This is a genomic window from Candidatus Delongbacteria bacterium (genome assembly GCA_041675285.1).
In the GTDB taxonomy this organism is placed as follows: Bacteria; CAIWAD01; CAIWAD01; order CAIWAD01; family CAIWAD01; genus CAIWAD01.
Genome location: JBAYTZ010000015.1, coordinates 1 through 24,298 on the forward strand (window position 1 = coordinate 1; position 24,298 = coordinate 24,298).

A 24,298-nucleotide genomic window follows, 5' to 3' on the forward strand; every position below is an offset into this window, starting at 1 on the left:
GAATCGCATGGTCTCCTCCTTTCCGGGATGGTGTACCCCGCACGTATCGGGTGATGCGTGCAGGGAGGAGACCTCTATGAAGATCATTGCTTGCAGCCGACTTTGCGCCTGTCACGGCGCTTGGATTCGGAATTGAAATCAAAGGCAGATGGAAACAGCAAGCGCCGCGCCAGGCGCGTCGCGGCTGAAGCCACCGTTAGACGAATCAGCGGGGCGAGGAAGTCGCGTTAGCGCGAATCCATGCCGAAAGCGCCTCTTCACTGATCTGGCCCGAGGCAAGGCCAATAATCGTTGTCACGACGCTTTCGTCGCCGCACAGAAAAGTCTGGTCGTTGAGGCCCAGAAAGATGATCAAGGCGAGAAGGCCGACGCGCTTGTTGCCGTCTTGGAACGGGTGATTTTTCGCAATTCCGAAGCAGTAGGCTGCGGCCAGCGCCGCCAAGTCCGTATTTTGATCGTAAGCCCACTTCTGCTTGGGCCGCGCCAGCGCAGATTCAAGTAGATCCGTATCACGAATCCCGGCGAGGCCGCCATGCTCCCGGATCTGGTCGACATGAATCGCATCAATCACCAACCTGGGAATCCACACCGGTTCTTGCATGGATGCCTCTACTTGGCAAGCTCTTGCAGTGCGCCGCGGAACTGCTTTGCCGCCTCTGCCGCAATCGCGAGGGCCTTCTGGGCGACGGGATCAAACGGCGTCAGCAGAATTCCCCCTTCTGTTTCAATGGCAAACAAGCGGTCACCTGGCTCGATGTGCAGGCGCTCTGCCATGTCTTTGGGCAGGGTTGTGCCAATGGAGCCGCCGACCCGACGAGCTGCAACTTCCTTGACCATGGGATGGGCCTCCTTCGACTTGGTGGCCAAGTGTAACACTTGTGCTACTTACGATCAAGCGAAGGAGATCGCCAAACACAGCCTGCAGGGAAGAGACAGGAAGCATCGGTGAGAGAAGGCCAGCGCCGCGCCAGGCGCGTCGCGGCTGACGACCCCGGTGGGCCGAACGCAAGCTTCACGACCACCATTGATTCTTAGAAAGAACACCATGGCCAAGTACTTGATCTCCTTTCCCAGCGCGGCAATGGTTGTGCCCGAAGGCGAATGGGAAGCGGTGGGTCACGACGCACATGCGGTGATTGAAGAGGCGAAAGCCGCCGGGGTGTACGTCTTCGCCGGCGGAATTGATGAAGCGGTGCCGCCCATTCTCGTCTCGGCTGACGGGACAACGGCAACGGGCGGCTATCCTTGGGCGCCCGCGCTGGACGGCGGCTTTACCGTGTTGGAACTGCCGTCGCGCGCGGAGGCCATCGCGTGGGCGGCGCGCCTTGCCAAGGCCTGTCGCTGCGAGCAGGAACTGCGAGTCTTCGGGTTCGACCCGCAGTCCTGACGGCGGCACCCGTGTTGCCCGGCCTGCGGGAGGACCCCAGCCTGCGAAGCCTGTGTCACGGGGGTCGATCTCATGGATCCGTTGACGGCTCCGTCCAGCGCGGCACAAACGCCCTGGCCGACGAAGACCTGGCCCGTGGCGACTCCAGCCGCCGTTGGACTTGATCCCAAGATCCTGGCGGCCTTCGACGCTGATCTTGCCGCCGGCACGTACGGGTACGTGGACAGCATGCTCGTCATCCGCCACGGAAAGATCGCCTGCGAGCGCGCGTATCCGCACGACTACGGCGTCATCTACGCCCAGGAAGCCAGGACACCAAGCGCGCTGAACGCCCACGATCCAGCGGGTCCCTACAACTACTTCAATTCCTGGTGGCATCCCTTCCACCGCCGCGGCGAGCTGCACACGCTGCAGTCCGTGACCAAAACGATCACGTCCATTTTGATCGGCGTCGCCTCTGCCCGGCGTGAATTCCCGTCGCTCGACACGCCGCTGCTGGAGTTCTTCAACGGGGCGCAGCTTGCCCACGTGGACGACCGCAAGCGCCGCGTGACGCTCAGGCACCTGCTGACGATGACGGCGGGATTTGCTTGGAATGAAGACCTGCCGTTCGCCGATCCGGACAACGCGGCGTGTCGCATGGAGGCGTCGTTCGACTGGGTGCAGTTCGCGATCGACCGGCCGATGTCCCAGGAGCCCGGCCAAGGGTTCCAATACAACAGCGGCGCCGCGCAGCTGCTTTCGCACGTGTTCCGTGCGGCAACCGGCCGGGATATCGAGGAATACGCCGTCCAGCATCTCTTTACGCCGCTGGGCATCCGCAGCCACTTCTGGAAGCGAACGCCCACCGGGCTCGCCGACACGGAGGGCGGCCTCTACCTGGAACCGCGCGACGTCGCGAAGATCGCCTATCTGGTCCTTCGGGGCGGCGAGTGGGAAGGCAAGCCGATCATTTCTGCGGAATGGGTGCAGGCTTCCCTGACCGCCAGCGCGATGGTCTCGGACGACGGCGTGAAGTACGGCTACTTGTGGTGGCTCTACCCGTATGGCAAGTACGGCCGGGTTGCGGTTGGTGGCGCGGGATTCGGGGGTCAGCACATGATCCTCGTACCAGAACAGGATCTCGTCCTCGTATTCACCGGCTGGAATGTTCTTCCAGAAAGTCAGAGCCTCAGCGCGGAGGCGGCGATTGACCGCGTGCTCGCGGCTGTTGTCAATGGCTCCAATCTGGCGAGCTGATCTCCCCGCCCGGTGGCTGATGGCTCTGGCGCCCGCGCCAACCGGTGCTGGGGATTTGAACCGCCGACCAGGTTTGCGCCGCTCAGGGATGCCCCCACAACTCGAGAGGGAAGACAAATGGCCTGGGTCATTCTGGTTGTCGCGGGGTTGTTCGAGGTTGGTTGGGCCATCGGTCTGAAGTACACCGATGGTTTCACCCGCTTGTGGCCTACGCTGTGGACTGTGCTGGCAATGGTCATCAGCCTGTTGCTTCTTGGCATCGGCATGAAGTCGCTTCCCGTGGGTACCGCCTACAGCGTGTGGGTGGGGGTGGGGGCGGTGGGCACGGTGATGCTTGGAATCGTGCTGTTTGGCGAACCGGTGAGCGCTCCGCGACTCATCAGCGTGGCCCTCATCATCGCGGGTATCATTGGTCTCAAGCTGGCGACACCACAAGGGAATGCCGGTTCAGGGCCGGGAGGTGCAGATGTGGAAGTCCTTATCACTACACAAATATTGGACTAGCCTCCTGCTTGGTGCGCTCTTCCTTCCAGCCCTTGGCCGGGCGCTGGAACAGCCACCGGGCGCGGGGAATCTGGCCCTTGTCATCGAGCAGGAAGTCCAGCGCATGGCCAGGGCGAGCGCCGAACAGGGCGGGCTTTGGCCGGGTTTCGATCCTCTGGCCGTCCCGCTGGCCATTTTCGACGGGGAACGCACAACCCTGTTCCGTCATCCCGCCCCTCCCGCCGGCTTCGTGCAAGACTCGAGCGACGCGCCTGGCGCCTTCGTCCAGGCAGGGCGCTTCGAGGCAATCACGGCCAACTCGAGCGCCACGATCGGCGGCGTCCCGTCCGCGACTCTCATGGTTGGGCAAGCACCGGCCGAAGCACTGCCGCTAAACCTGGCGGCCGTCGCGATCCACGAAAGCTTCCACGTCTTTCAGCGCGAGCGGCACCCGGGCTGGATGGGCAACGAGGCCGATCTCTTCACCTACCCGACGGATTCCGTCGAGCTGCTGGCCCAGCGGCGATTGGAGACCGACGCGCTGCGGCGGGCGCTGGCGGCTGACGACGAGGCGGAGATGGCGTGTTGGGCGCGCCAGGCGCTGGCGATGCGCGGGCAGCGCTATGCCCGGATGGACTCTGTCTACTCCGCCTATGAGCGCGGAACGGAGCTGAACGAGGGGTTGGCCACCTACGTCGAGATGCGAGCCGCCGGCCGGCAGGCGCTGGAGATCCCGCCCGAGGAGTTCGGCCCAACCCAGCTGCGCCGGCGCGCGTACACGACGGGTGCGGCCCTGGCGCTTCTGCTGGACCGGTTCCAGCCCGGCTGGCCCGCTGCCTTCAATGCCAACGACGACCAGACGCTGGATGAAGCGTTGGCCGCGCGGCTTGGAACGGGTAGCGTGTGCGAGTTCGCGGCGGCGGATGTGGCAGAGGCGGAACGGCAGGCCAGCGCGGATGTGGCGCGGCTGTCGCAGGAGCGGGAGCGGCAGCTCGCCCGCTTCGAGGAAAGGCCCGGCTGGAAACTCGTGATCGAAGTGGTGGGCGGCGAACCGCTCTGGCCGCAGGGCTTCGACCCGCTGAACGTCGAGCGGGTCGGGGGTACGCGCATCCTGCACACCCGCTACCTGTGTCTGGGCAATTCCAGCGGGCGGCTGGAGGTCCTGAACCACGCGGCGTTGACGGACGGAAGCGGTCCGCACCCGCTCTTCAACGGCATCCGCGTCGTCGAGTTGACGGGTCTCCCGGAGCCGGAGCTGAGTCGCGCGCAGGGCACGGTCACGTTGAAGGCCGAGGGGTTGACGCTGGCCTTCAAGGGCGCGAGTGCCCAGCGCCGCGGCGAGGTGATCACGGTGCGCGTGGGGTCGTGAGCCGGGAGATTTCACTTGTCAATGCTGCTGCCTGTCGCTACAATTTGGACCGAATAAGTCTTCTACGCGCGGACACGTGGGGCTTGGCAACTGCCTGCGGCGTGGGTCGCCCGGCCACGATGACCTGACTTTTTGAAGAGAGGGAACGAGAAATGCCGAATCCCGCCAAGAACACCATCTGCCTGTGGTACGACGGCGACGCGGAGGAAGCGGCGCGGTTCTACGCCCAGACCTTTCCGGATTCGTCCGTTGACGCCGTGCACCGCGCGCCCGGGGACTTTCCGTCCGGGCAACAGGGAGACGTGCTGACCGTCGAGTTCACCGTGCTGGGCATCCCGTGCCTGGGCCTGAACGGCGGACCGGCCTTCAAGCACAGCGAGGCCTTCTCGTTTCAGATCGCCACGGTGGACCAGGCGGAAACGGACCGCTATTGGAGCGCCATCGTCGGCAACGGCGGCCAGGAGAGCGAGTGCGGCTGGTGCAAAGACAAGTGGGGCTTGTCCTGGCAAATCACTCCCATCGCCCTGACCAAGGCCTTCACCAGCACCGATCCCGCTGCCGCCAAGCGGGCCTTCGAAGCGATGATGCAGATGAAGAAGATCGACGTCGCCGCCATCGAGGCCGCGTATCGGGGTTGAGAACTCAGGCATGCCAGGGACAAGGTGGACTCCGCGCGAGCCGGCAACGCTTCGCAACCCGGAGATGAACCGGAGTGACCGCGAGGGTCCGTTCGATCCCGACCGCAGCTGAAAGTGCTTGGTGCGCAGGTGGAAAGGACTCTTGGTTGCGTCGAATCATCGTCCATGAGCACCTCTCGCTCGACGGGGTCATTCAGGGGCCGGGCGGTCCGGACGAGGATCCAAGCGGCGGGTTCGCGCTGGGCGGGTGGATCCGCAAGTACTCAGATCCGATCCTTGGAGACCGCCTGCGTGGGCAAATGAACTCGCCCTTTGACCTGCTATTGGGTCGTAAAACCTATGACATCTGGGCCCCGTACTGGCCCCAACACCCGGACGCGTGGCCGAATGCCAACCGGGCGACGAAGTACGTCGCCTCGAACAGCGTCACCTCGGGCAGCTGGCATCCCACCACCGTACTGAGTGGCGACATCGTCACGCAGATTGAAGCGCTCAAGCGCCAGCCAGGGCCGGACTTGCACGTGTGGGGCAGCACCAATCTGGTTCAAACCCTGCTGAAGCACGATTTGCTCGATGCGTTCTGGTTGCTGATCTACCCCCTGACCTTGGGAGTGGGCAAGCGGCTGTTTGCCGCCGGTACGATTCCGCTGGAGTTCCGTCTGCGGGAAAGCACGGTCACCCCTTCGGGGGTCCTTTCTGCCACCTATGAGCGCAGCGCGACAGACCGGGCCGCGCGCTGAGCGTCATGGCCTATCCAGCGCCGGCGTGGCCGTCCGAGCTCCCGTTGGGGCGGGGCGACACGCGTGCGAAACGGCATAAAGGATAATCACTTATGGAGTTGACGAACACACAAGCGGAAGCGCTGCTCGGGACGCTGGAGCGCCGCTTCGAGCAGCATGCAGGCCGCCATCAGGGCGTGGAATGGACGCACGTTCTTGCCCGGCTGGAGTCCCATTCGCACAAGCTGCGCGCGCTGCTTGAAATGGAGAACACGGGAGGCGAGCCCGACGTGGTGGGCCAGGACGTTCAGACGGGAGAGCTGATCTTCTGCGATTGCGCGCCGGAGAGTCCCCAGGGGAGACGCAGCGTCTGCTACGACCGGGAAGGGCTGGAGTCCCGGAAGGAGAATCGCCCTGAGAACAGCGCCGTGGAGATGGCGGCGGCCATGGGAATCGACTTACTGACGGAGGCGGAGTATCGCGCCCTGCAGCAGCTCGGCAGCTTTGATAACAAAACGTCCAGCTGGGTGCGAACCCCGGCCGAGATCCGGAAACTGGGCGGCGCCCTGTTCTGTGATCGCCGGTACAACACGATCTTCGTGTATCACAATGGCGCTCAATCCTATTATGCTGCCCGGGGGTTCCGCGGATCCCTGCGAGTCTAGTGGATCGAATCAGGCACCCCGCGACACGCGGCGGCTTGGGCGGCGACCGGAGTGGATCGCGGCGTGATCCTGGCAGGAATGACTGGGCGGCGCCGGTGGAGCGATACCGAGTCTCCCGCTGCAGGGTCGTCCCGAGGGATGCCTCAGCGACAATCCAGTGAGAACAAACATCAGGAGACCGCTGTGTCCACGTTTCACACCACGCGAGAACTGGCCGCCGCGCCGGAGGCCTTGTTCGACGCTATCCGGGAGCCGGCGCGGCTGGCGCGCTGGTGGGGTCCGGCCGGGTTCACCAATACCTTTCAGGTCTTCGAGTTCCAGGCTGGCGGAGCCTGGCGCTTCACCATGCACGGCCCCGACGGGAAGGACTATGTCAATGAAGCCGCCTTCCTGGAGATCATCCCCAATGCCTTGGTCAAGATCCAGCACCTCAACCTGCCGCACTTTGAGCTGACCCTCGCTCTGGAGCCCAGCGCGACGGGGACCCGGCTGGGCTGGGTCGCCGAGTTCGAGGATCACGAGTTCGCGGAGCGGCTGCGGGAGTTTCTGGAAGGGGCCAACGAGGAAAACCTGGATCGGCTGGAGCTCGAGCTGCGCCGCGGCGCCGCCTCCACTGTTTGAGGAACTGCAGATTGATGGATACCCAACACACGGAACTGGCCCGGCTGGGCTGGGATCAATGGTTCGCAGACCGCGCGGACGCGGGGGGCGCGGGAAGCCTGGCCCGGGTGGCGGCGGTGGATCGCGACCTCCTGCTGCTGATGGACGCCGGCGGGAGCTTCCGGGGCAAACTGGCGGGCAGCTATCTCCACCGGCACGCGCAGCCCCAGGAATTGCCCTGCGTCGGCGACTGGGTGCGGGTGGAGAAATCGCCGACGGAAGACCTGGGACTGGTGCAGTCCCGACTGGAGCGCCGGACCGCCCTGCGACGCAAGGTGGCCGGGGACTCGGTTGACTTTCAGATGATCGCGGCCAACGTGGACAGCGTGATCATCGTCCAGTCCTGCCACTTCGACTTCAACCTGCGGCGGCTGGAGCGCTACCTGGTAATGATCCGGGAGGGCGGAGCCGAGCCCTGCGTCCTGCTGACCAAGACGGATCTGGTGGAGCCGGAGGTGCTGGCGGCCCAGCAGGCGGAGATCCGCGCGGCGGGCGTCACGGCGCCGCTGCTCTGCCTGAGCAACGTGACGGGCGAGGGTCTGGAGCCGCTGCGGAAGACGCTGCAGGCGGCCAGGACCTACTGCTTTGTCGGGTCGTCAGGCGTGGGCAAGAGCACGCTCATCAACCAGTTGATCGGGCACGAGGCCCTGCTGACCCGGGGCGTCAGCGCCACGGGCGAAGGCCGGCACACCACCGTCCGGCGGGAACTGGTCGTCATCGAGGGCGGCGCGCTGGTCATCGACAACCCGGGCATGCGCGAGTTCGGCTTGCTGGGGGCGGAGAGCGGGATCGCGGAGCGCTTCTCCGACGTCGTGGAACTGACGCCGGCCTGCCGCTTCCGGAACTGCACGCACGCGAGCGAACCCGGCTGCGCGGTGCGCGAGGCGCTGGAGGCGGGCGCACTTAGCGCCTCGCACGTCGAGCACTACCGCAAGCTCAAGGACGAGTCCGAGTTTCACCAACTGTCCTATGCCGAGAAACGCAAGAAGGACCGCGACTTCGGCAAGTTCCTCAAAACGGCCAAGAAGGACTTGGGCAAGTAGCCGCGGGCATGCCCGGCCTATCTTGATACAAGGCACCAGACACCGACCGGCGGTCGGGATTCATCCATGAGAAAGCGAGCCAGGATGGCCTTGAACATCAACGCGCTCTGGGATTACGGCAAACCGGAACTGAGCGAGCAGCGCTTCGTGGCGGCCCTGGCGGAGGCCGGCGCCGACGAACAGCTCATCCTGCAGACCCAGATCGCGCGCAGCCACGGGTTGCGGCGGAATTTCGAGCGGGCGCGAACAGTGCTGGCAGAGGTGGAGGCGAAGCTGGACGGGGCCGCGCCCGAGGCGCAGGTCCGCTACTTCCTGGAACTGGGCCGCAGCTTGGCCTCCACCGCCCATCCGCCGGAAGCCCTGGGCCCCGAGGCGCTGGCGGCGGCCCGTGCGCACTACCTCAAGGCCCATGAATTGGCGGCCCAGGCCCGGCTGGACTTTCTGGCCATCGACGCCCTGCACATGCTGCCCTGCGTGGACACGGAGCCCGCGCAGCAGCTGGAGTGGAACGAGCGCGCCGTTGCCTATATGGAAGCGTCCGAGCAGCCGGAGGCCAAGGGCTGGGAAGCCTCGCTACGCAACAACCTTGGCTACGCGCGGCATCTGCAGGGCGACTACGAGGAGGCCCTCAAGCAGTTCCGGCTCTCGCGAGCCGCCCACGAGCGCACGGGCCGGGTCCGCAACGTCCGGATCGCCGACTGGATGATCGCCTGGACCTATCGCGCCCAGCAGAGATACGCCGAGGCGCTGGAGCTCCAGCTGGAACTGGAGCGCGCCTGGGACGCCGACCAGGAGCCCGATCCCTATGTGTATGAAGAGCTGGCCCTGCTCTACCGAGCCACGGGGGACGAGGCGCGGGCCCGGCACTATGAAGAGAAGCACAAGACCGCCGGCCAATGAGATCCGCCGCCGTGCGCCGGCCCCAACGGGCTAATCGAAGGGAATCAGCATGAATCGCAGCGCCAAGGGCGAGTTTGAGGTCAAGCTGCAGCCGCTACCCGTTGAAGGGCAAGCGGATGGCTCCATCTTGGGCCGCATGTCCATCGACAAGACCATCACGGGGGATCTGGTGGCCACCACGCACGGACAGATGCTCAGCGCGCGGTCCGCGGTCAAGGGTTCGGCCAGTTACGTGGCGCTGGAGCAGGTGGAAGGCGTGCTGGAGGGCCGGCGCGGCAGCTTCGTGCTGCAGCACTCGGGCCGCATGCAAGGTGGGCAATCCAGTCTGTCGGTCACGGTGGTGCCGGACTCCGGCACGGGCGAACTGACGGGCCTGGCCGGGGATTTCCAGATCCTCATCACGGACGGCCAACACCGCTACCTCTTCACCTACACGCTGCCGGCGGACCCGGCCTGAGCGGGGCGACCGCCGGTCACGGGACAAATCAGGAGGCGCAGATGGCAACCGTTCGGGATGGCGCGCGCAGCGCCCTGTTGATCGTGGACGTGCAAGTGGGCGTGATGCGCCGGGCCTGGGAGGCGGCGCGGGTCATCGGCAACGTGGCCCTCGCCGTGGAGCGGGCCCGGGCGGCGGGCGTGCCGGTCATCTGGGTGCAGCACGAGGACGAGGAGCTGGTGCGCGACAGCGCGGACTGGCGCTGGGTGCCGGAACTGCGGCCCGCAAGCGACGAAGTGTTGATCCACAAGCACTTCAACTCCGCCTTCGAGGAGACGGTGCTGGAAGAGCGGTTGGCCGAACTGGGCATCACGCAGCTGGTGCTGGCCGGCGCCTCCAGCAACTGGTGCATCCGGGCCACGGCCTATGGCGCACTGGAGCGCGGCTACGATCTGACCCTCGTCGAGGACGCCCACAGCACCGCCAGCGGCACATTCGAGGATGGCATGGTGATCGAGGCGGCGCACCTGGTCCGCGAATTGAACCTCGCGCTGACCTGGCTGAGCTATCCGGGCCGCGTGAACCGCACGCTGGCAGCCGGGGCGCTGGACTTCGCCAGCCCGGGCGGCGGAATCGTGGCTGCGGCCCCGACGCCGGCGGCCTGAGCGTGCCACAGGACCGTGCCACAGTCAATTGGGAGAACGAAATGCCTGCCACCCCCGACTTGCGCCCGGCCCTGCTCTTCCTGGACGAACTGGCCCGGCACAATCAACGCGACTGGTTCGAGGCGCATCGATCTGATTACGAAGCCGCCCGCGGCGCTTTCGAGGGCCTGATCGGACAGGTCATCACCGCCTTCCGCCAGGCCGACGGACTGGGCGAGCTGGCGGCACGGGACTGCGTGGCGCGCCTGCATCGCGACGTGCGCTTCTCCAAGGACAAGTCGCCCTACAAGACCAACCTGGCGGCGCTGGTGGCGCCGGGCGGCTGGCGTGCCACCGCCCACGGCTACTTTTTCCACCTGGAACCTGGTGGCCGCTCGCTATTGGGAGGCGGCCTGCACGATCCCAGTCCGGCGCAACTGGACAGCTTCCGCCGGGCCGTGGCCCAGGATCCCGCCGCCTTCCGCAAGGCCACGGGCGGCAAGGTCTTCACCGAGATATTCGGCGAGATCGTGGGCGAGCGCCTCAAAACCGCGCCGCGCGGCTGGGATCCGGCGCATCCGGAGATCGCCACGCTGCGGCTGAAGCAGGTGCTGGCCGTGCGCTACCTGAGCGACGAGCAAATGTGCGCGCCAGACCTGGCCGCCCAGCTGATCCGCGGCTGCCGCGCCCTGCGGCCCTTCCTGGACTGGCTGACCGCCAACGGGATTTGAACGGGCGGGGCAAATGGTGGGTGGGAAACGGCCGAGTTGGATGTTGTATGGACTCGAATTCAGCGAAACACTAAACTTGACCGACCTAACTTGAAGGCGTGAAAGTGGAAGCCGCAATGATCATCTTTATCGGTGTAACGACATTTGTCATCGGACAGATCCTAGTTAAACTTGTGATCGATCCAGTTCAAGATATGAAAAAGTGCATAGCCGAGATTGCTCATTCGCTTATTGAGCTAGCGCAGTTTTATGCAAATCCCGGAGTGGCTAGCTTAGATGTAGAAACATCAGCATCAAGGCAGTTGCGCAATCTTTCTTGTCAACTGGTCTCTAGGTTGTATCTTGTCCCGTTTCGTACCCTCACAATGTTTTTGTTCAATTTGCCAAACAATGACGACATTTATAACGCCTCAAAACAACTAATTGCATTGTCTAACGGATTTCAAAAGACTGAATTGTTAAATATGGCAACAATTAACTTGGTTAGAGCGCAGAAAATAAAAGACTGTCTTGGCATTTATCAGCCCGAGAATGAACGAATCTCAGCTGTCAGAATGAGAGAATTGGGCGTCCCAGACGCCATATAACACCGCTTGCAGCAGACTTTGCGCCTGTCACGTCACTTGCATTCGGATGGAAAATACGTCAGTAAGGTAAAGGGCAAGCGCCGCGCCAGGCGCGTCGCGGCTGAAGTCACCGTTAGAAAGAGTCATCAACAAGATTGATGAGCCGAAAATGAAATGTGCATTTCCGCTATTCATCGCAGTGTGGTTACTCAAGTCACCTGCAGCCTATGCACGGTCCGATTATTGGTATGAACATTCAGACGACACGAGATTCTGGGTTAATGCTGGAGTTGGTGGAGGTTATCCTAGTTTTTCTAGTTCTATCAGTGCAAATTGGCAATCAAAACACTGGCCGATCTGCCAACTTGGTCTAGTCCATAACTCTACATTTCAACTCATTGGTGGGACACCGGAAGAATCCGTTACTAGTGTTAGTCTCTTAGTCGGTGCTAGAACACAGCCGAGTATTTTCACGGCAGCGGGGTTTTTTGGTTTAGGAGTGGTCAACGGTTTCCATCGTGGCGATGATTACCTTGGCGGTGGAGGATACTTAGGTGGTGGAAACTACTCACAAGAGCCGTACTCGGTTGTGGGTCTTGTGAGTAACGCTCAGCTGTTCTGGAAACCTACAATGACATTTGGATTAGGTCTACAAGCAAATGTCTGCTTGAACACAGAGCTGACATTCTCCTCTTTGCAGCTGTCAATTCATTTAGGAAGCGACAGGTGATCTGATAACAGAAGTGAACGCATCGTTCAGTATTCTACCAAGACCTTTCTAACACTTGCAGCCGACTATGCGCCTGTCACGGCGCTTGCATTCGGAATTGAAATCAACGACGATGGAGAACGGCAAGCGCCGCGCCAGGCGCGTCGCGGCTGAAGCCACCGTTAGGTGCAAGTATCCAGATATCTCGAGGGCTTGTCGAGGCGATTGCCTTGTATTACAATGTCGCCAAAAGTTTGGAGGCGTCCATGAGTGTTACAACCGTGAGGCTGGGTCAGGATGTCGAGGAGACGCTTGATGCCTTATCCGACAAGCTCCAGCGGAGCAAAAGCTGGTTGATCAACCAAGCACTCAAAGAGTTCATCGAACGTCAGGAACTGGAACAAATCCGCTGGAACGAAACACTGGACGCAATGGAATCCGTTGCGAATGGACAATTGATCTCGGGTGATGCCGTTCATACTTGGTTACGCAGCTGGGGAACGAAAAATGAGATCGTCCCTCCGCGAGTCGGTCAATGAGGCTGATTTACTCAACAAATGCGGTGAATGACCTCATTCGATTACGGTCATTCATCGAAGAAAAGAACCCGACTATCGCGGCTAGAATTGCGGAAGAGCTGGTTAAGCGAATTGATGCACTTCTGCAGTATCCTGAAATGGGACACTCCGTCGCCTTAGCGCCTGAACCAAATTCTATACGAGACATGGTGTTTGGTGACTATGTGGTGCGCTATGTCCCTCGCGGCGAAGTGCTGATCATACTACGAATTTGGCATCACTACGAAAACCGATGACGGCACCTCAACCTGCATACAACCGACGCCTGCGCCGTTCACGTCGATTGCAGTCGGAAGGGATAAGAAACGCTGGTAGGGAATGGGCAAGCGCCGCGCCGGCGCGTCGCGGCTGAAGCTCATGTTGGGGAGACCGATGAAGCACGGCACCGCTATTCGTACCCCCCTGTGCGCCACCCTTACCCGTGGCGCCTTGGTCGCGTTCGCGTTGACCTTGCTCGTCATCGCCAGCGCGTGCATCAAGCCGTCCGGGGACCTCTCGACCGCGATCCAGACCGGTGCAAACCAACCCATTGCTGTCGCGCCCGCTGCGCCACCCGCTGACCCGATCAGCCAGTTTGTGCGCCGCATCCACGAGGACCGCCGGGGTCACTTGTGGCTCGGGACCAACGGCGATGGCGTTGCACGTTGGAATGGCAAGGCCCTCGAGTACTTCTCGCTCCCGCAGGGCTTTGGTGGCGTCGCGGTGCGCGGGATCGTCGAGGGTGCCGACGGCAGCCTTTGGTTCGGGACGGAAGGCGGTCTGACGAAGTTCGACGGCGCGTCATTCACGAACTACACGGTGCGCGACGGGCTGGTCAGCGACGACGTCTGGTGCCTGGCCTTCGACCGTCGTGGCGACCTGTGGGTGGGTACGCTGCAGGGAGTGTGCCGGTTTGACGGAGCCCGCTTCACGCCCTTCGAGCTGCCGGAGGCCGAGCCGGATCCAACGGTTGGCGTGACCAGCGCGCGCATGGTTCGAAGCATCACCGAGGATCGGGCCGGCCGCCTGTGGTTCGGCACCAACGGCGGGGCGTACGTCTACGACGGCAGATCGCTGCGCAACTACAACGAGGCCGACGGCCTGGCGAACGACATCGTCAACAGCATCCTCGAGGACCGGAATGGCCGCGTCTGGTTTGCGACGCACCACAACGGCGTCTGCTACCTGGAGGGAGAGACGTTCACCGCCGTCACCGACGCCGACGGTGTCCAAGGCACGGAAGTGTGGGACCTCTTCCTGGATCGGGCCGGTGAGATCTGGTTTCCCGTCGAGAACGTTTCAACGGCAAGACCTTCCGGCGCTACAATGAGGCCAATGGGCTGACCAGCAACGCGATCCAATGCACGCACCAGGGCCGCGATGGGCGGCTGTGGTTCGGCGGCTATGGCGGACTGTTCCGGCTCTCCGGCGACGGCATGCTTGCCGTCACGCGCAGCGGGCCGTGGCGCTAGTCGGTTCAATGAAAACAGCATGTCTGCAAGTGACGCAAACGGGCGTATGATGTCGGCGCTGATTCCCAGCGTGCAATAAGTGATGCGCTTTGGGCCGCGGTTCCAAGTGACGTAGAAGCAGTACTCCTCGCGCGGACGAGGGTAAAATGGCTGCCCAATACTGCTTGGAGCCGACATTGCGCCTGTCGCGGCGCCTGCATTCGGAATTAAAACCAGCGACGATGGAGAAGGGCAAGCGCCGCGCCAGGCGCGTCGCGGCCGTAGCCTCCGTCTGGCCGACAAGGAGAATGCATGTCCGAGTATGAGATGGAGGTCGTATGGGCGCGAGATGGTGCGGTCTTCAGTGACAATCGCTATAGCCGCCGTCATCGCTGGCAATTCGATGGCGGCGTTGACGTGCCAGCATCTTCGTCCCCGCACCTGGTTCCAGTCCTGCTATCGGAAGTAGCGGCCGTCGATCCCGAAGAAGCCTTCGTGGCCAGCCTGGCCAGCTGCCACATGCTGTGGCTTCTGTCGATCGCTGCCGCGCGCGGCTATATAGTTGATAGCTATCGCGATAGGGCTGTTGGAGTGATGGGCAAGGCCGCGTCCGGCAACGCCGCCATGCTCAGCGTGACGCTTCACCCAATGGTGGACTTTGTCGGCGAGCGACTTCCGACCAAGGAACAAATCATTGCATTACACGAGGAAGCCCACAGCCAGTGCTACATCGCCAATTCGGTCAAGACGGATGTGCGCTGTGAGCCTGTCGTTCCAGCAGCGGGAGAACTGTCATGAGGGATCGGGCCGTTGCATTGGATGGCCGCCCCGGAGCGCTTGCCGACGTGGGCGAGGCGCTGGGTCGTGCCGCTGTTAGCGTCGAGGGTAGAGGCGCTTGGGTCATGGACGGGCGTGGCGTTGCCCACTTCCTGTTCGCAGGTAGAAGCGCCGCGTAGCTGTCCAAACGGAGACAATAGATGACACGAGTCCGTGTTGAGAGCTTCACCATCTCCCTGGATGGCTACGGAGCAGGTCCCAATCAAGACATCAACAATCCCCTCGGCGTAGGCGGGACGGACCTGCACCAGTGGCTGTTTCCCACCCGCACGCTGCAACAATCCTTGTTCGGGAAGGAGGGTGGCACGACCGGGGTTGACGATGACTTCGCCGCCCGCGGCTTCAAGCAGGTGGGGGCCTGGATCCTCGGGCGCAACATGTTCAGCCCCTCTCGGGGGCCCTGGACGGACCTGAGCTGGAAAGGCTGGTGGGGAGACAATCCGCCCTATCACGTGCCGGTCTTCATCCTGACTCATCACGCCCGTCCACCCATCGAGATGGAGGGCGGCACGACCTTCCACTTCGTCACGGGCGGCCTGCGAGAGGCGCTGGAGCGGGCCCGCGCGGCGGCCGGCGGGCTGGACGTGCGCATCGGTGGCGGGGCGAACACCATCCAGCAGGCGCTGCGCGAGCGCCTCATTGATGAACTGCACATCGCCATCGCCCCCGTCCTGCTCGGCGGCGGCGAACGGCTGTTCGAAGGGGTGGATCTGCGGGCGCTGGGCTACCAGTGCGTCGAGTACGCCCCGTCGGAGAAGGCCACGCACGTCGTCCTGCGGCTGCCGGAGCGCGCGGACGCCTGACCGCCGGTTGCAACGGACGGCGCGTTGCGCCGCCGCTGAACCGGGCCTTGGCGGATCAACCGCCGACCCGTTGACAAGCGTCACGTGACAAGTTATCATTGGCCATGATCAAAACGTTTGCGGACAAGACAACTCGCGACCTGTACGCAAATGGCACCAACAAGCGCCTGCCCGTGGATCTTGTGAGGCGGGCACTTCGCAGGTTGGAATACATCGATCATGCAACCAGAATAGAAGATCTTAACGCCCCACCAAGTAATAGATTACCTGCATTAGGCGGAGATCGTCAGGGACAGTTTGCAATCTCAATCAACGACCAATGGAGAATTTGTTTTCGCTTTGTGGATGGAGATGCTTTCGGTGTAGAGCTGGTAGATTATCATTAGACTTAAATGAGGAAAGAAGAATGAGTCTCTTGAATGACCAAGCACGCACTATTAAACCAATACATCCAGGCGAGATGCTTCGCGAAGACTTCTTGCCGGATTTTAAACTGACCACGGCGTCATTGGCTGCCTTATTGGGTGTTTCCAGGCAGACCGTCAATGAGCTGCTGAGAGAGCGGCGAGCCGTGAGTCCTGAAATGGCATTACGGCTGTCGCGCCTGTTTGGAAACTCGCCAGAGTTTTGGCTGAATGCTCAACGTGCCGTCGACCTGTGGGAAGCGGCGCGAGCGGTAAAGTCCAGCGTAATGCAAATCTCTCCACTGAGGGCGTCCTAACCGCACGTTGAGTCATGAGGAATACAATGGCGTTGTCTGAAGAAGGCAAGCGCCGCAATTCGGAATGACCTTTAAAGAAGTCCGTCGGACTTGGCTGCCTGGCTGATCCGCGGCGGCCACAGCTGGTCCAACCCAAAGGCTGCCATGCTGTTCATGATCATCGAGCACTTCTGCGGGGGCGATCCCCAGCCCGTCTATGCGAGATTCCGTGAGCAGGGGCGGCTGGCGCCCCCGGAACTGCAGTACGTCAACAGCTGGGTGACGGAGGATCTCACGCGCTGCTACCAAGTGATGGAGAGCCCGGATCGCGCCCGGCTGGAGGAGTGGATGCGGGCCTGGGCGGATCTGGTTGATTTTGAAGTCATTCCGGTGCTCACCTCGCCGGAGGCGGCAGCGCGCGTGTTGGAGCGCTAGCACCAGAAGCCTCGATGTTGTGTGGGTTGGGCAGGGATCAAACGGAGGAGCGGGCAGGGTCTGCGGCGGACTTGGAGTTGTCCGCGGTGCCCAAAGTTGGGCAGGCCCCGCTCCGCGTAACCAGGAGAAGCCGACATGCGCGGACGACCAGCGGTTGGTTTGGCTTGTCTCGGTCTGGCCCTTGCTGCAAATGCCTGGGCCGGCGAGCGGGACCGGCCGGTCTGGCTCAATCTGGGCGTCGGAGCCGGCGATCCGGGAGTCGCCAACTCCATCAATCTCAACGTTAAACCGGGGAAGACCCTCACCTATCAACTGGGCTACGTGCACAACGAGACCTTCCAATTGTTGGGCGGCGAACCGGATGAATCAGGGACGAGTGCCGGCCTGCTGCTGGGAAGATCGTGGGGAAGGGGCGCCTTCAGTCTGTCGGGCTTTTGCGGAATCGGCCGGGTCAGCGGCTTCTATGGCTTTGGCGAATTCACGAGTTCGGGAACGGTGCCACGGGACAAATTCCTGACGACCGGCGCACTCGCCAACCTTCAATTGTTCTGGAACCCGGCTGGATTGGTGGGCCTGGGGCTGGATCTGCATGGCTGCTACAATTCCGAGATCTCCTTCTCCTCGGTGAATCTGGCGCTGCAGTTCGGCGGAAGATGACAGCCAGACGAGTCGCCGCCGCCTCGTCGCGGTGGCATGCCACATTTTTGCGCCGAGCGGAATACGATTTCAATCAAGCGGGAGAACGAAATGGACGCCAAGGAACAAGCGGTGCTGGAAGCCATGCGGCAGGCGGGCAAGCCCGTCAAGGGCGGGGACGTGGCCGCGGCCATCGGCATGGATCCCAAGGACGTGGGCAAGATCATCGCCGCGCTGAAGAAGTCCGGCCAGGTGGTCTCGCCCAAGAACTGCTACTACGAACCGGCCAAGTAGCGCTTCGTCGCCGCGCGGGGGGCGGTTTGCCAAGGAGGAGCATCACGCCATGACGCCGGTCATCGATCACGTGCAGGTCACCGTGGACGACCTGGACAACGCCATCCCCTTCTACGATCTGCTACTTGGCTTGGTGGGCTTCCACGTGGAATTGAAAACCCGTGCCAGCGTCCCGGAGCACGAGTTCGAGGTGGTGGAGTATCGACACCCGCGCCTGGCCTTTGCCATCAACTCGCCCCGGGCGGTCCTGCGTGGGGCGCGCGTCCAGCGGCGCCGGCCGGGCTCCCTGCACCATTTGGCCTTCCAGGCGGAATCCCGCGCCGAGGTGGATCGGGTCGCCGCGGCGCTGATCGCCGCCGGCCTGCCGCTGGTGGGGGGACCGGGGCTCTGGCCCCAACACGGCCCGGACTACTACGCTGTCTTCGTCAAGGACCCGGACGGACTGAAGTACGAAGTCGTCCACAATCCGCACCCCCACTGCTGAGCCGGCTTGCAACCCCGTTCCGCCCACGGGCCGGGGTGGCCGCGCATCCGCAGGTCGGCCCGGGGGTGTCACCCAAGCGGGGAGGCATGATGGAACGAGTGCTGGGCATCGGCGGGATCTTCCTCAAGGCCCGCGACCCCGACGCGCTAAAGGCCTGGTATCGCGAACACCTGGGATTGCAGATTGAAGAGTGGGGCGGGCTGGCCTTCCCGTGGCAGCGGCCAGACGGCCTGCCGGGCATGACGGTCTGGAGCGTGTTCGCGGAGTCGTCCAACTACTTCGATCCCAGCCCGGCCCGTTTCATGGTCAACTACGTGGTGCGCGACCTGCGCGCGCTGCTGGAGACCCTGCGCGCCGAGGGTTGCCAGGTGGACGAGCGCGTGGAGGAGTCGGAGTACGGTCTGTTCGGCTGGGTGATGGACCCGGAAGGCCACCGGGTGGAGCTGTGGCAGCCGCCCGCTCCGCCCGCCGCGTGAGCCTCCTCCCCGGTGGGCGCGCCGAAAGCGCCGCCGCGCCCGTGCTGGTCACGGGGGCCACGGGCTACATCGGCGGGCGGCTGGTCCCGCGTCTGCTGGAGGCGGGCCAGCGGGTCCGCTGTCTGGTGCGCGATCCCGCCCGCCTGCAGGGCCGGCCCTGGCAATCCGCCGTGGAAATCGTGACCGGCGACGTGTTGCAACCGGAGAGCCTGACCGAGGCCATGCAGGGCGTGTCCGCCGCCTACTATCTGGTGCACAGCCTGGCGGGCGGCGCGGATTTCCACCAGCGCGATCTGGACGCCGCCACGCACTTCGGCGCGGCCGCCCGGGTGGCGGGCGTCGGGCGGATCCTTTACCTGGGCGGGCTGGCCGGCGCCGCGTCCGGCCTCTCGGAGCACCTGCGCTCGCGCCAGCAGACGGGCGACGCCCTGCGCGCGGCGGGGGTTCCGGTCACCGAGTTCCGCGCCGGCGTCATCGTGGGGTCCGGCGGCCTCTCCTTCGAGATGATCCGTTACCTGACGGAGCGCGTGCCGGTGATGATCTGCCCGCGCTGGGTCTCGGTCCGCACGCAGCCCGTGGGCATCCGCGAAGTGCTGGAGTATCTGGCCGAGGCGCTGCGCGTGCCGGAGAGCAGCGGCCGGATCCTCGAGATCGGCGGCGCGGAGGTGGTCAGTTACGGCGAGATGATGTCGATCTACGCCGAGGTCCGCGGCCTGCGGCGCTGGATGATCTCCGTGCCGGTGCTGACCCCGCGCCTCTCCTCCTACTGGGTGAACCTGGTGACCCCCATCCCCGCCGCCATCGCGCGACCGCTCATCGAAGGCCTGCGCAACGAAAGCGTCGTCCACGACGGCGCGGCCCGGGATCTGTTTCCGGCGATCCGGCCGGTGGGCTACCGCACCACCGTGGAGCGGGCCCTGGCCCGGCTGGAGGCAAGCCGGGTGGAGACCGCCTGGAGCGACGCCCTGAGCACCAGCCAGGGCGACGTGCCGCCCGTGACCCTGACCACGCACGAGGGGATGGTCGTCGAACACCGGCAACGAGTGGTGTCCGCCCCGCCGGCGGAGCTCTACCGGGTCTTTGCGGGACTGGGCGGTCGGCGCGGCTGGCTCTACATGAACTGGGCCTGGGAGCTGCGCGGCTTCCTGGACCGGCTGCTGGGCGGCGTGGGCGTGCGCCGGGGCCGCCGGGATCCGGACGAGCTGCGGGTGGGCGACGCGCTGGATTTCTGGCGCGTGGAGGCCGTGGAACCCGGGCGCCTGCTGCGCCTGCGGGCGGAGATGAAGGTGCCGGGCAAGGCCTGGCTGCAGTTCAGCGCCACCCGGCGCGACGACGGGCAGACGCTGCTGACCCAGACGGCCTTCTTCGCGCCCAAGGGCCTGGCGGGCTGGCTGTACTGGTACGGCCTGTATCCGCTGCACGGGTTGATCTTCAGCGGATTGATCGACCAGATCGCCCGGCGCGCCGGGCCGCCGCCCCCGCCGGAGTCATCCACCGCGCCCCCGGCCTGACCGGTCCAGCGGCGCCGCGCCGGTAGATTCTTCAGTGCAAACAGCCCCGATTCCTGGGGCACGCTCTTGTCTATGAGACCAGATTGGTTCTAAATTGACCCAAGGTTCGACAATGGGCAATCGGGAGTGAACATGATTTGGATCTGGCTGGGGTTCATCGCGTTCGTGCTGGCCATGCTGGCGCTGGACCTGGGCGTGTTCCATCGCAAGGCCCACGAGGTCAGCGTGCGCGAGGCGCTGGGCTGGACGGCGGTCTGGGTGGCGCTGGGCCTGTTGTTCACGGTGTTCGTCTACTTCGGCTACGAGCAGCACTGGCTGGGCCTGGGCCTGGTGCCGGACGCCGTGGACGGCGTGGTCAACGACGGCTCCACCGCCGTGCTCAAGTACCTCACGGGCTACGTGGTGGAAAAGTCCCTCAGCGTGGACAACGTCTTCGTCATCGCCATGATCTTCGGCGCTTTCGCCGTGCCCACCATCTACCAGCACCGTGTGCTGTTCTGGGGCGTGCTGGGGGCGCTGGCCATGCGCGGCGCGATGATCGCGCTGGGTGCCCGGCTCATCGCCGACTTCCACTGGATCCTTTACGTGTTCGGCGTCTTCCTGCTGCTCACCGGGTTGAAGATGCTGCTGGTGAAGGCCGAGGCCACGGACCCCAACCAGAACGTGCTGGTGCGCTGGACGCGCCGCCTGCTGCCCGTCACCGAGCGCTACCACGGTGAGCACTTCCTGGTGCGGGCCGGCAGCCCGGCGGCCCGGGAGGGCGAGCTGCCCGGGCAGACCTCCGCGCCGGACCGCGTGCTGGAGGCCGCGGCGGCGGGCACCTGGCTGATCACGCCGCTGATGCTGGCGCTGATCCTGGTGGAGGCCACAGACCTGATCTTCGCCGTTGACTCCATCCCCGCCATCTTCGCCATCACGGCCGACCCCTTCCTGGTCTTCACCAGCAACGTGTTCGCCATGCTGGGGCTGCGCTCGCTCTACTTCGCGCTGGCCGGGATGATCCACCGCTTCCGCTACCTGAAGGTCTCGCTGGCGCTGGTGCTGGTGGTGGTGGGCGGCAAGATGCTGGCGGCCGGGCAGCTGAAGGCCTGGCTGGGCGCCTCCTTCAACTTCTACCTGTTGCCGCTGGTGCTCTCCATTCTGGCGGGCGGCGTGGCCGCGTCGTGGTGGGCCAACCGCAGAAGCGCCGCATGAAGCCGGCCGCTCCCACGCCGACGGGCGAGAGCGCCCTGCTGGCCTTCTTTCGCCTGGAGGCGGCGGGCGGCCTGTTGTTGATGGCCGCGGCCGCGCTGGCCCTGCTGGCGGCCAACTCGCCACTGGCCGGGGCCTACCAGTCCTTCCTGCTGCTGCCCGTCTCACTTGAACTGGGGCCGCTGGCGCTGGACAAGCCGCTGCTGCTCTGGATCAACGACGGGCTGATGGCCGTCTTCTTTCTGCTGGTGGGGCTGGAGCTGAAGCGGGAAGCCCGGGAGGGCCACCTGGCCAGTCTGCGCCAGGCCAGCTTGGCCGGCTGGGCGGCCCTGGGCGGGATGATCGTGCCGGCGCTGCTCTTCCTGTGGCTGAACGCGCACGACCCAGTGGCCCGGCAGGGCTGGGCCATTCCCATGGCCACGGACATCGCCTTCGCGCTGGGCGTGCTCTCGCTGTTGGGGAGCCGCGTGCCGGCGGGACTCAAGGCCTTCCTGCTCAGCGTGGCCATCTTCGACGACCTGGGCGCTGTGGTGGTGATCGCGCTCTTCTACACCGCCGAGCTGTCCGCCCTGGCCTTGGGGCTGGCCGCGCTCTGCCTGCTGGGCCTGGCGGCGCTGAATCGTTACGACGTGCGCACGCCCCTGCCCTACTTGCTGCTGGGAGCCCTGCTCTGGCTGGCCGTGCTCAAGTCGGGCGTGCACGCCACACTGGCCGGCGTGGCCCTGGCCCTGTTCATCCCGCTGGGGTCCAAGGACCGGCCCGAGGCGGCGCCCCTGCGGCGGCTGGAGCACGCCCTGCACCCCTGGGTGGCCTTCGGCGTGCTGCCGCTCTTCGCCTTCGCCAACGCCGGGCTGGATCTGCGCGGGTTCTCGCTCTCCCAGCTGGGGCACCCGGTGCCGCTGGGCATCGTGGCTGGACTCTTCCTGGGCAAACAGGCGGGCGTCTGGTTCTTCTCCTTCCTTGCGGTCCGGCTGGGGCTGGCGGCCCTGCCGGGTGGCGTGACCTGGCGCGCGCTCTACGGCGTCGCCGTGCTCTGCGGCATTGGATTCACCATGAGCCTGTTCATCGCCTCGCTGGCCTTTGAGCAGGGAGAGGCCGGCTTCTTCGGACTGGAGCGGCTGGGCATCCTGCTGGGCTCGCTGCTCTCCGGCCTGGCGGGCTACGCCCTGCTGCGCGGCCTGCTGCCGCCCAAGGATCGGTCGGCGCCGGTCTGAGCCGCGCCTGAGTGCCGGGGATCCGATTCCACCGGCCACACCACGTGAAATCAACGGGAGGACCGACGATGAAGGAACTGACGCGCTACTCGGAGCCTGTCTACAGCCTGCTGCGCATGGTGGCGGGCTTCATGTTCGCCTTCCACGGCGCGCAAAAAGTGCTGGGCCTGCTGAGCGAATTCCAGCCGCCGCTGGGCTCGCAGCTCTGGATCGGCGGACTGATCGAACTGCTGACCGGCCTGGCCATCCTGATCGGTTGGCAGACGCGCTGGGCGGCCTTCCTGGCCAGCGGCACCATGGCCGTGGCCTACACGCAGTTCCACTGGAAACTCCAGCTGGGGGCCGGCCTGTTGCCCGGCGTCAACGAGGGCGAGCTGGCTCTGCTCTACAGCTTCCTCTTCCTGTTTATCGCCTGCCGGGGCGCCGGTCGCTGGGGTGTGGACAAGGCCTGACTCCCGAACCCGGACAAGGTGGGGCGCGGCGGCCGCGGATCGACTGTGATACAAGGGAGCGGGCTGGCCAATGACGACCGTGGTGATCGGCGCGGGGATGACGGGACTGGCCGCCGCCCGCCAGTTGTCTGAAGCGGGGCAGACGGTCCTGGTGCTGGACAAGGGCCGGGGCGTGGGCGGACGCATGGCCAGCCGGCGCTTCGGCGGCGCGGTGTTCGAACACGGGGCGAACCACCTCACGGCCCGCGGCCCGCGCTTCGCGGCCCTGCTGCGGGCGTGGAGCGGCGGCGGCGTCGTCCGGCCCTGGCGGCATGGCGGCGCGGGGGAGGACCGGGAGCTGCTGCTCTGGCGCGGCGAGCCGGCCATGACCGCGCCCGCCAAACAGCTGGCCGCCGGCTTGGATCTGCGGCTGGAGGCCCGTGTCACGGCGCTGCGCAGGACGGCGGGCGGCTGGAGCGTGGAGCTCGAGGACGGCCCGAGCGTGCGGGCCGGGGCCGTGCTGCTCACGGCGCCCCTGCCGCAGTCGTTGGCCCTGCTGGCGGCGGGTGATGTCCCGCTGGATCCGCACCTGCGGCTGACGCTGACGGACATCGACTACGAACCGGGCCTGGTGCTGATGGTCCGGCTGGACGGCCCCAGCCGGGTGCCGCCCCCGGGCCTGCTGGAGTGGGACGAGGGTCCGCTGGCGCGCCTGGTGGACGGGCAGCAAAAGGGGGTGTCGACCGTTCCCGCCCTGACCCTGCAGGCCGGCCCGGCCTTCAGCCGTCAGCACCTGGACGGCGACCGGGAGGCGGCGGCCCGCGAGCTGCTGTCTGCCGCGGAGCCCTGGCTGGGCGGGCGCGTGCTGGAGCAGCAGCTCCACGTCTGGCGCTACAGCCGGCCCGTCACCATCCACGACCAGCCCTGCGTCCTGCTCTGCGAATCCCCGCCGCTGCTGCTGGCCGGCGACGCCTTTGCCGGACCGCGGGTGGAGGACGCCGCCCGCAGCGGGTGGGCGGCCGCGGCCCGCCTGCTGGAACTGGGCGGCGCTGTCCGCCCGGATTGAAGAAGCCCAGGTGTCGACACAAC

The 24,298-nt window shown here is 64.8% G+C and carries 33 protein-coding genes and 1 pseudogene; 32 read left to right on the forward strand and 2 right to left on the reverse strand.

Annotation, left to right across the window (positions count from 1 at the left end):
• Positions 1-205 precede the first annotated feature (205 nt).
• Positions 206-601, reverse strand: coding sequence for a type II toxin-antitoxin system death-on-curing family toxin (locus WC326_13145; protein MFA7332009.1), 396 nt, complete (start codon positions 599-601; stop codon positions 206-208).
• A gap of 8 nt (positions 602-609) precedes the next feature.
• Positions 610-837, reverse strand: coding sequence for an AbrB/MazE/SpoVT family DNA-binding domain-containing protein (locus WC326_13150; GenBank protein MFA7332010.1), 228 nt, complete (start codon positions 835-837; stop codon positions 610-612).
• Between the two features lie 208 nt (positions 838-1,045).
• On the opposite strand from WC326_13150, the gene WC326_13155 reads away from it, so the two are divergent.
• The 32 genes and pseudogenes from WC326_13155 (at position 1,046) to WC326_13310 (ending at position 24,275) form a co-directional block, all read left to right on the forward strand.
• Positions 1,046-1,387, forward strand: a complete 342-nt coding sequence (locus WC326_13155) for a transcription initiation protein (protein MFA7332011.1) — start codon at positions 1,046-1,048, stop codon at positions 1,385-1,387.
• A gap of 72 nt (positions 1,388-1,459) precedes the next feature.
• Entirely contained in the window at positions 1,460-2,626 is a 1,167-nt protein-coding gene (locus WC326_13160) for a serine hydrolase (GenBank protein MFA7332012.1), read from the forward strand.
• Between the two features lie 117 nt (positions 2,627-2,743).
• Positions 2,744-3,058 (forward strand): annotated as a pseudogene (gene sugE, locus WC326_13165) (quaternary ammonium compound efflux SMR transporter SugE).
• 34 nt (positions 3,059-3,092) lie between these two features.
• The gene (locus tag WC326_13170; GenBank protein MFA7332013.1) at positions 3,093-4,478 is read left to right on the forward strand and encodes a hypothetical protein; all 1,386 of its coding nucleotides are present in this window, start codon (positions 3,093-3,095) and stop codon (positions 4,476-4,478) included.
• 152 nt (positions 4,479-4,630) lie between these two features.
• Positions 4,631-5,116, forward strand: a complete 486-nt coding sequence (locus WC326_13175; GenBank protein MFA7332014.1) for a VOC family protein — start codon at positions 4,631-4,633, stop codon at positions 5,114-5,116.
• 146 nt (positions 5,117-5,262) lie between these two features.
• Positions 5,263-5,856: a dihydrofolate reductase family protein gene (locus WC326_13180; GenBank protein MFA7332015.1), complete on the forward strand. Its 594-nt coding sequence runs from the start codon at positions 5,263-5,265 to the stop codon at positions 5,854-5,856.
• Positions 5,857-5,948: 92 nt separating this feature from the next.
• Positions 5,949-6,500: a DUF4256 domain-containing protein gene (locus WC326_13185; protein ID MFA7332016.1), complete on the forward strand. Its 552-nt coding sequence runs from the start codon at positions 5,949-5,951 to the stop codon at positions 6,498-6,500.
• 183 nt (positions 6,501-6,683) lie between these two features.
• Positions 6,684-7,121, forward strand: coding sequence for an SRPBCC domain-containing protein (locus WC326_13190; protein MFA7332017.1), 438 nt, complete (start codon positions 6,684-6,686; stop codon positions 7,119-7,121).
• 14 nt (positions 7,122-7,135) lie between these two features.
• Entirely contained in the window at positions 7,136-8,203 is a 1,068-nt protein-coding gene (gene rsgA, locus WC326_13195) for a ribosome small subunit-dependent GTPase A (GenBank protein ID MFA7332018.1), read from the forward strand.
• Positions 8,204-8,269: 66 nt separating this feature from the next.
• Positions 8,270-9,103 carry a tetratricopeptide repeat protein gene (locus tag WC326_13200; GenBank protein ID MFA7332019.1) on the forward strand — a complete coding sequence of 278 codons (834 nt, stop codon included), beginning with the start codon at positions 8,270-8,272 and terminating at the stop codon, positions 9,101-9,103.
• A 49-nt stretch (positions 9,104-9,152) separates the two neighbouring features.
• Entirely contained in the window at positions 9,153-9,560 is a 408-nt protein-coding gene (locus WC326_13205; protein MFA7332020.1) for a DUF3224 domain-containing protein, read from the forward strand.
• Between the two features lie 41 nt (positions 9,561-9,601).
• Complete coding sequence (locus WC326_13210; GenBank protein MFA7332021.1) at positions 9,602-10,204, forward strand: cysteine hydrolase; 603 nt, start codon at positions 9,602-9,604, stop codon at positions 10,202-10,204.
• 41 nt (positions 10,205-10,245) lie between these two features.
• On the forward strand, positions 10,246-10,914 hold the full coding sequence (locus WC326_13215) for a DUF2461 domain-containing protein (GenBank protein ID MFA7332022.1): 669 nt from the start codon (positions 10,246-10,248) through the stop codon (positions 10,912-10,914).
• Positions 10,915-11,030: 116 nt separating this feature from the next.
• Positions 11,031-11,501 (forward strand): hypothetical protein, encoded by a 471-nt coding sequence (locus tag WC326_13220; protein ID MFA7332023.1) that lies wholly within the window; start codon positions 11,031-11,033, stop codon positions 11,499-11,501.
• Between the two features lie 148 nt (positions 11,502-11,649).
• Positions 11,650-12,210, forward strand: coding sequence for a hypothetical protein (locus WC326_13225; protein MFA7332024.1), 561 nt, complete (start codon positions 11,650-11,652; stop codon positions 12,208-12,210).
• 245 nt (positions 12,211-12,455) lie between these two features.
• On the forward strand, positions 12,456-12,728 hold the full coding sequence (locus WC326_13230; protein ID MFA7332025.1) for a ribbon-helix-helix protein, CopG family: 273 nt from the start codon (positions 12,456-12,458) through the stop codon (positions 12,726-12,728).
• Entirely contained in the window at positions 12,725-13,003 is a 279-nt protein-coding gene (locus WC326_13235; protein MFA7332026.1) for a type II toxin-antitoxin system RelE/ParE family toxin, read from the forward strand. The genes WC326_13230 and WC326_13235 overlap by 4 nt, the downstream gene beginning before the upstream one ends.
• Before the next feature lie 136 nt (positions 13,004-13,139).
• On the forward strand, positions 13,140-14,090 hold the full coding sequence (locus WC326_13240) for a two-component regulator propeller domain-containing protein (protein MFA7332027.1): 951 nt from the start codon (positions 13,140-13,142) through the stop codon (positions 14,088-14,090).
• A 419-nt stretch (positions 14,091-14,509) separates the two neighbouring features.
• On the forward strand, positions 14,510-14,995 hold the full coding sequence (locus WC326_13245) for an OsmC family protein (GenBank protein ID MFA7332028.1): 486 nt from the start codon (positions 14,510-14,512) through the stop codon (positions 14,993-14,995).
• A gap of 179 nt (positions 14,996-15,174) precedes the next feature.
• Positions 15,175-15,837 carry a dihydrofolate reductase family protein gene (locus tag WC326_13250; protein ID MFA7332029.1) on the forward strand — a complete coding sequence of 221 codons (663 nt, stop codon included), beginning with the start codon at positions 15,175-15,177 and terminating at the stop codon, positions 15,835-15,837.
• A 104-nt stretch (positions 15,838-15,941) separates the two neighbouring features.
• Positions 15,942-16,223 carry a type II toxin-antitoxin system RelE/ParE family toxin gene (locus WC326_13255; protein ID MFA7332030.1) on the forward strand — a complete coding sequence of 94 codons (282 nt, stop codon included), beginning with the start codon at positions 15,942-15,944 and terminating at the stop codon, positions 16,221-16,223.
• A 20-nt stretch (positions 16,224-16,243) separates the two neighbouring features.
• Entirely contained in the window at positions 16,244-16,558 is a 315-nt protein-coding gene (locus WC326_13260; GenBank protein MFA7332031.1) for a HigA family addiction module antitoxin, read from the forward strand.
• Between the two features lie 144 nt (positions 16,559-16,702).
• Positions 16,703-16,972, forward strand: coding sequence for a DUF3303 family protein (locus WC326_13265; GenBank protein MFA7332032.1), 270 nt, complete (start codon positions 16,703-16,705; stop codon positions 16,970-16,972).
• A gap of 135 nt (positions 16,973-17,107) precedes the next feature.
• Positions 17,108-17,629 (forward strand): hypothetical protein, encoded by a 522-nt coding sequence (locus WC326_13270; GenBank protein MFA7332033.1) that lies wholly within the window; start codon positions 17,108-17,110, stop codon positions 17,627-17,629.
• Positions 17,630-17,719: 90 nt separating this feature from the next.
• A complete protein-coding gene (locus WC326_13275) occupies positions 17,720-17,902 on the forward strand; it encodes a transcriptional regulator (protein ID MFA7332034.1) in 183 nt (60 codons plus the stop codon).
• Between the two features lie 49 nt (positions 17,903-17,951).
• Positions 17,952-18,386, forward strand: coding sequence for a VOC family protein (locus WC326_13280; GenBank protein MFA7332035.1), 435 nt, complete (start codon positions 17,952-17,954; stop codon positions 18,384-18,386).
• Between the two features lie 89 nt (positions 18,387-18,475).
• Positions 18,476-18,862, forward strand: a complete 387-nt coding sequence (locus WC326_13285) for a VOC family protein (protein MFA7332036.1) — start codon at positions 18,476-18,478, stop codon at positions 18,860-18,862.
• Positions 18,832-20,373, forward strand: coding sequence for an SDR family oxidoreductase (locus WC326_13290; GenBank protein MFA7332037.1), 1,542 nt, complete (start codon positions 18,832-18,834; stop codon positions 20,371-20,373). The genes WC326_13285 and WC326_13290 overlap by 31 nt, the downstream gene beginning before the upstream one ends.
• A 132-nt stretch (positions 20,374-20,505) precedes the next feature.
• Positions 20,506-21,567, forward strand: a complete 1,062-nt coding sequence (locus WC326_13295) for a TerC/Alx family metal homeostasis membrane protein (protein MFA7332038.1) — start codon at positions 20,506-20,508, stop codon at positions 21,565-21,567.
• The gene (gene nhaA / locus WC326_13300; protein ID MFA7332039.1) at positions 21,564-22,778 is read left to right on the forward strand and encodes a Na+/H+ antiporter NhaA; all 1,215 of its coding nucleotides are present in this window, start codon (positions 21,564-21,566) and stop codon (positions 22,776-22,778) included. Before WC326_13295 ends, nhaA begins: the two co-directional genes overlap by 4 nt.
• 68 nt (positions 22,779-22,846) lie before the next feature.
• Positions 22,847-23,230: a DoxX family protein gene (locus tag WC326_13305; protein MFA7332040.1), complete on the forward strand. Its 384-nt coding sequence runs from the start codon at positions 22,847-22,849 to the stop codon at positions 23,228-23,230.
• A gap of 70 nt (positions 23,231-23,300) precedes the next feature.
• On the forward strand, positions 23,301-24,275 hold the full coding sequence (locus WC326_13310; protein MFA7332041.1) for an FAD-dependent oxidoreductase: 975 nt from the start codon (positions 23,301-23,303) through the stop codon (positions 24,273-24,275).
• The last annotated feature ends 23 nt before the right edge of the window (positions 24,276-24,298 follow it).

Bases quoted from the DNA above. Each gene is read 5' to 3' on its own strand.
- WC326_13305 (MFA7332040.1), top strand. From the start codon at position 22,847: ATGAAGGAACTGACGCGCTACTCGGAGCCTGTCTACAGCCTGCTGCGC.
- WC326_13200 (MFA7332019.1), top strand. From the start codon at position 8,270: ATGAGAAAGCGAGCCAGGATGGCCTTGAACATCAACGCGCTCTGGGAT.
- WC326_13295 (MFA7332038.1), top strand. From the start codon at position 20,506: ATGATTTGGATCTGGCTGGGGTTCATCGCGTTCGTGCTGGCCATGCTG.
- WC326_13245 (MFA7332028.1), top strand. From the start codon at position 14,510: ATGTCCGAGTATGAGATGGAGGTCGTATGGGCGCGAGATGGTGCGGTC.
- WC326_13255 (MFA7332030.1), top strand. From the start codon at position 15,942: ATGATCAAAACGTTTGCGGACAAGACAACTCGCGACCTGTACGCAAAT.
- WC326_13155 (MFA7332011.1), top strand. From the start codon at position 1,046: ATGGCCAAGTACTTGATCTCCTTTCCCAGCGCGGCAATGGTTGTGCCC.
- WC326_13275 (MFA7332034.1), top strand. From the start codon at position 17,720: ATGGACGCCAAGGAACAAGCGGTGCTGGAAGCCATGCGGCAGGCGGGC.
- WC326_13215 (MFA7332022.1), top strand. From the start codon at position 10,246: ATGCCTGCCACCCCCGACTTGCGCCCGGCCCTGCTCTTCCTGGACGAA.
- WC326_13235 (MFA7332026.1), top strand. From the start codon at position 12,725: ATGAGGCTGATTTACTCAACAAATGCGGTGAATGACCTCATTCGATTA.
- WC326_13220 (MFA7332023.1), top strand. From the start codon at position 11,031: ATGATCATCTTTATCGGTGTAACGACATTTGTCATCGGACAGATCCTA.
- WC326_13150 (MFA7332010.1), bottom strand. From the start codon at position 837: ATGGTCAAGGAAGTTGCAGCTCGTCGGGTCGGCGGCTCCATTGGCACA.
- WC326_13250 (MFA7332029.1), top strand. From the start codon at position 15,175: ATGACACGAGTCCGTGTTGAGAGCTTCACCATCTCCCTGGATGGCTAC.
- WC326_13280 (MFA7332035.1), top strand. From the start codon at position 17,952: ATGACGCCGGTCATCGATCACGTGCAGGTCACCGTGGACGACCTGGAC.
- WC326_13310 (MFA7332041.1), top strand. From the start codon at position 23,301: ATGACGACCGTGGTGATCGGCGCGGGGATGACGGGACTGGCCGCCGCC.
- WC326_13210 (MFA7332021.1), top strand. From the start codon at position 9,602: ATGGCAACCGTTCGGGATGGCGCGCGCAGCGCCCTGTTGATCGTGGAC.
- WC326_13265 (MFA7332032.1), top strand. From the start codon at position 16,703: ATGCTGTTCATGATCATCGAGCACTTCTGCGGGGGCGATCCCCAGCCC.
- WC326_13260 (MFA7332031.1), top strand. From the start codon at position 16,244: ATGAGTCTCTTGAATGACCAAGCACGCACTATTAAACCAATACATCCA.
- WC326_13145 (MFA7332009.1), bottom strand. From the start codon at position 601: ATGCAAGAACCGGTGTGGATTCCCAGGTTGGTGATTGATGCGATTCAT.
- WC326_13285 (MFA7332036.1), top strand. From the start codon at position 18,476: ATGGAACGAGTGCTGGGCATCGGCGGGATCTTCCTCAAGGCCCGCGAC.
- WC326_13230 (MFA7332025.1), top strand. From the start codon at position 12,456: ATGAGTGTTACAACCGTGAGGCTGGGTCAGGATGTCGAGGAGACGCTT.
- WC326_13170 (MFA7332013.1), top strand. From the start codon at position 3,093: ATGTGGAAGTCCTTATCACTACACAAATATTGGACTAGCCTCCTGCTT.
- WC326_13175 (MFA7332014.1), top strand. From the start codon at position 4,631: ATGCCGAATCCCGCCAAGAACACCATCTGCCTGTGGTACGACGGCGAC.
- WC326_13270 (MFA7332033.1), top strand. From the start codon at position 17,108: ATGCGCGGACGACCAGCGGTTGGTTTGGCTTGTCTCGGTCTGGCCCTT.
- WC326_13240 (MFA7332027.1), top strand. From the start codon at position 13,140: ATGAAGCACGGCACCGCTATTCGTACCCCCCTGTGCGCCACCCTTACC.
- WC326_13205 (MFA7332020.1), top strand. From the start codon at position 9,153: ATGAATCGCAGCGCCAAGGGCGAGTTTGAGGTCAAGCTGCAGCCGCTA.
- WC326_13160 (MFA7332012.1), top strand. From the start codon at position 1,460: ATGGATCCGTTGACGGCTCCGTCCAGCGCGGCACAAACGCCCTGGCCG.
- nhaA (MFA7332039.1), top strand. From the start codon at position 21,564: ATGAAGCCGGCCGCTCCCACGCCGACGGGCGAGAGCGCCCTGCTGGCC.
- rsgA (MFA7332018.1), top strand. From the start codon at position 7,136: ATGGATACCCAACACACGGAACTGGCCCGGCTGGGCTGGGATCAATGG.
- WC326_13185 (MFA7332016.1), top strand. From the start codon at position 5,949: ATGGAGTTGACGAACACACAAGCGGAAGCGCTGCTCGGGACGCTGGAG.
- WC326_13225 (MFA7332024.1), top strand. From the start codon at position 11,650: ATGAAATGTGCATTTCCGCTATTCATCGCAGTGTGGTTACTCAAGTCA.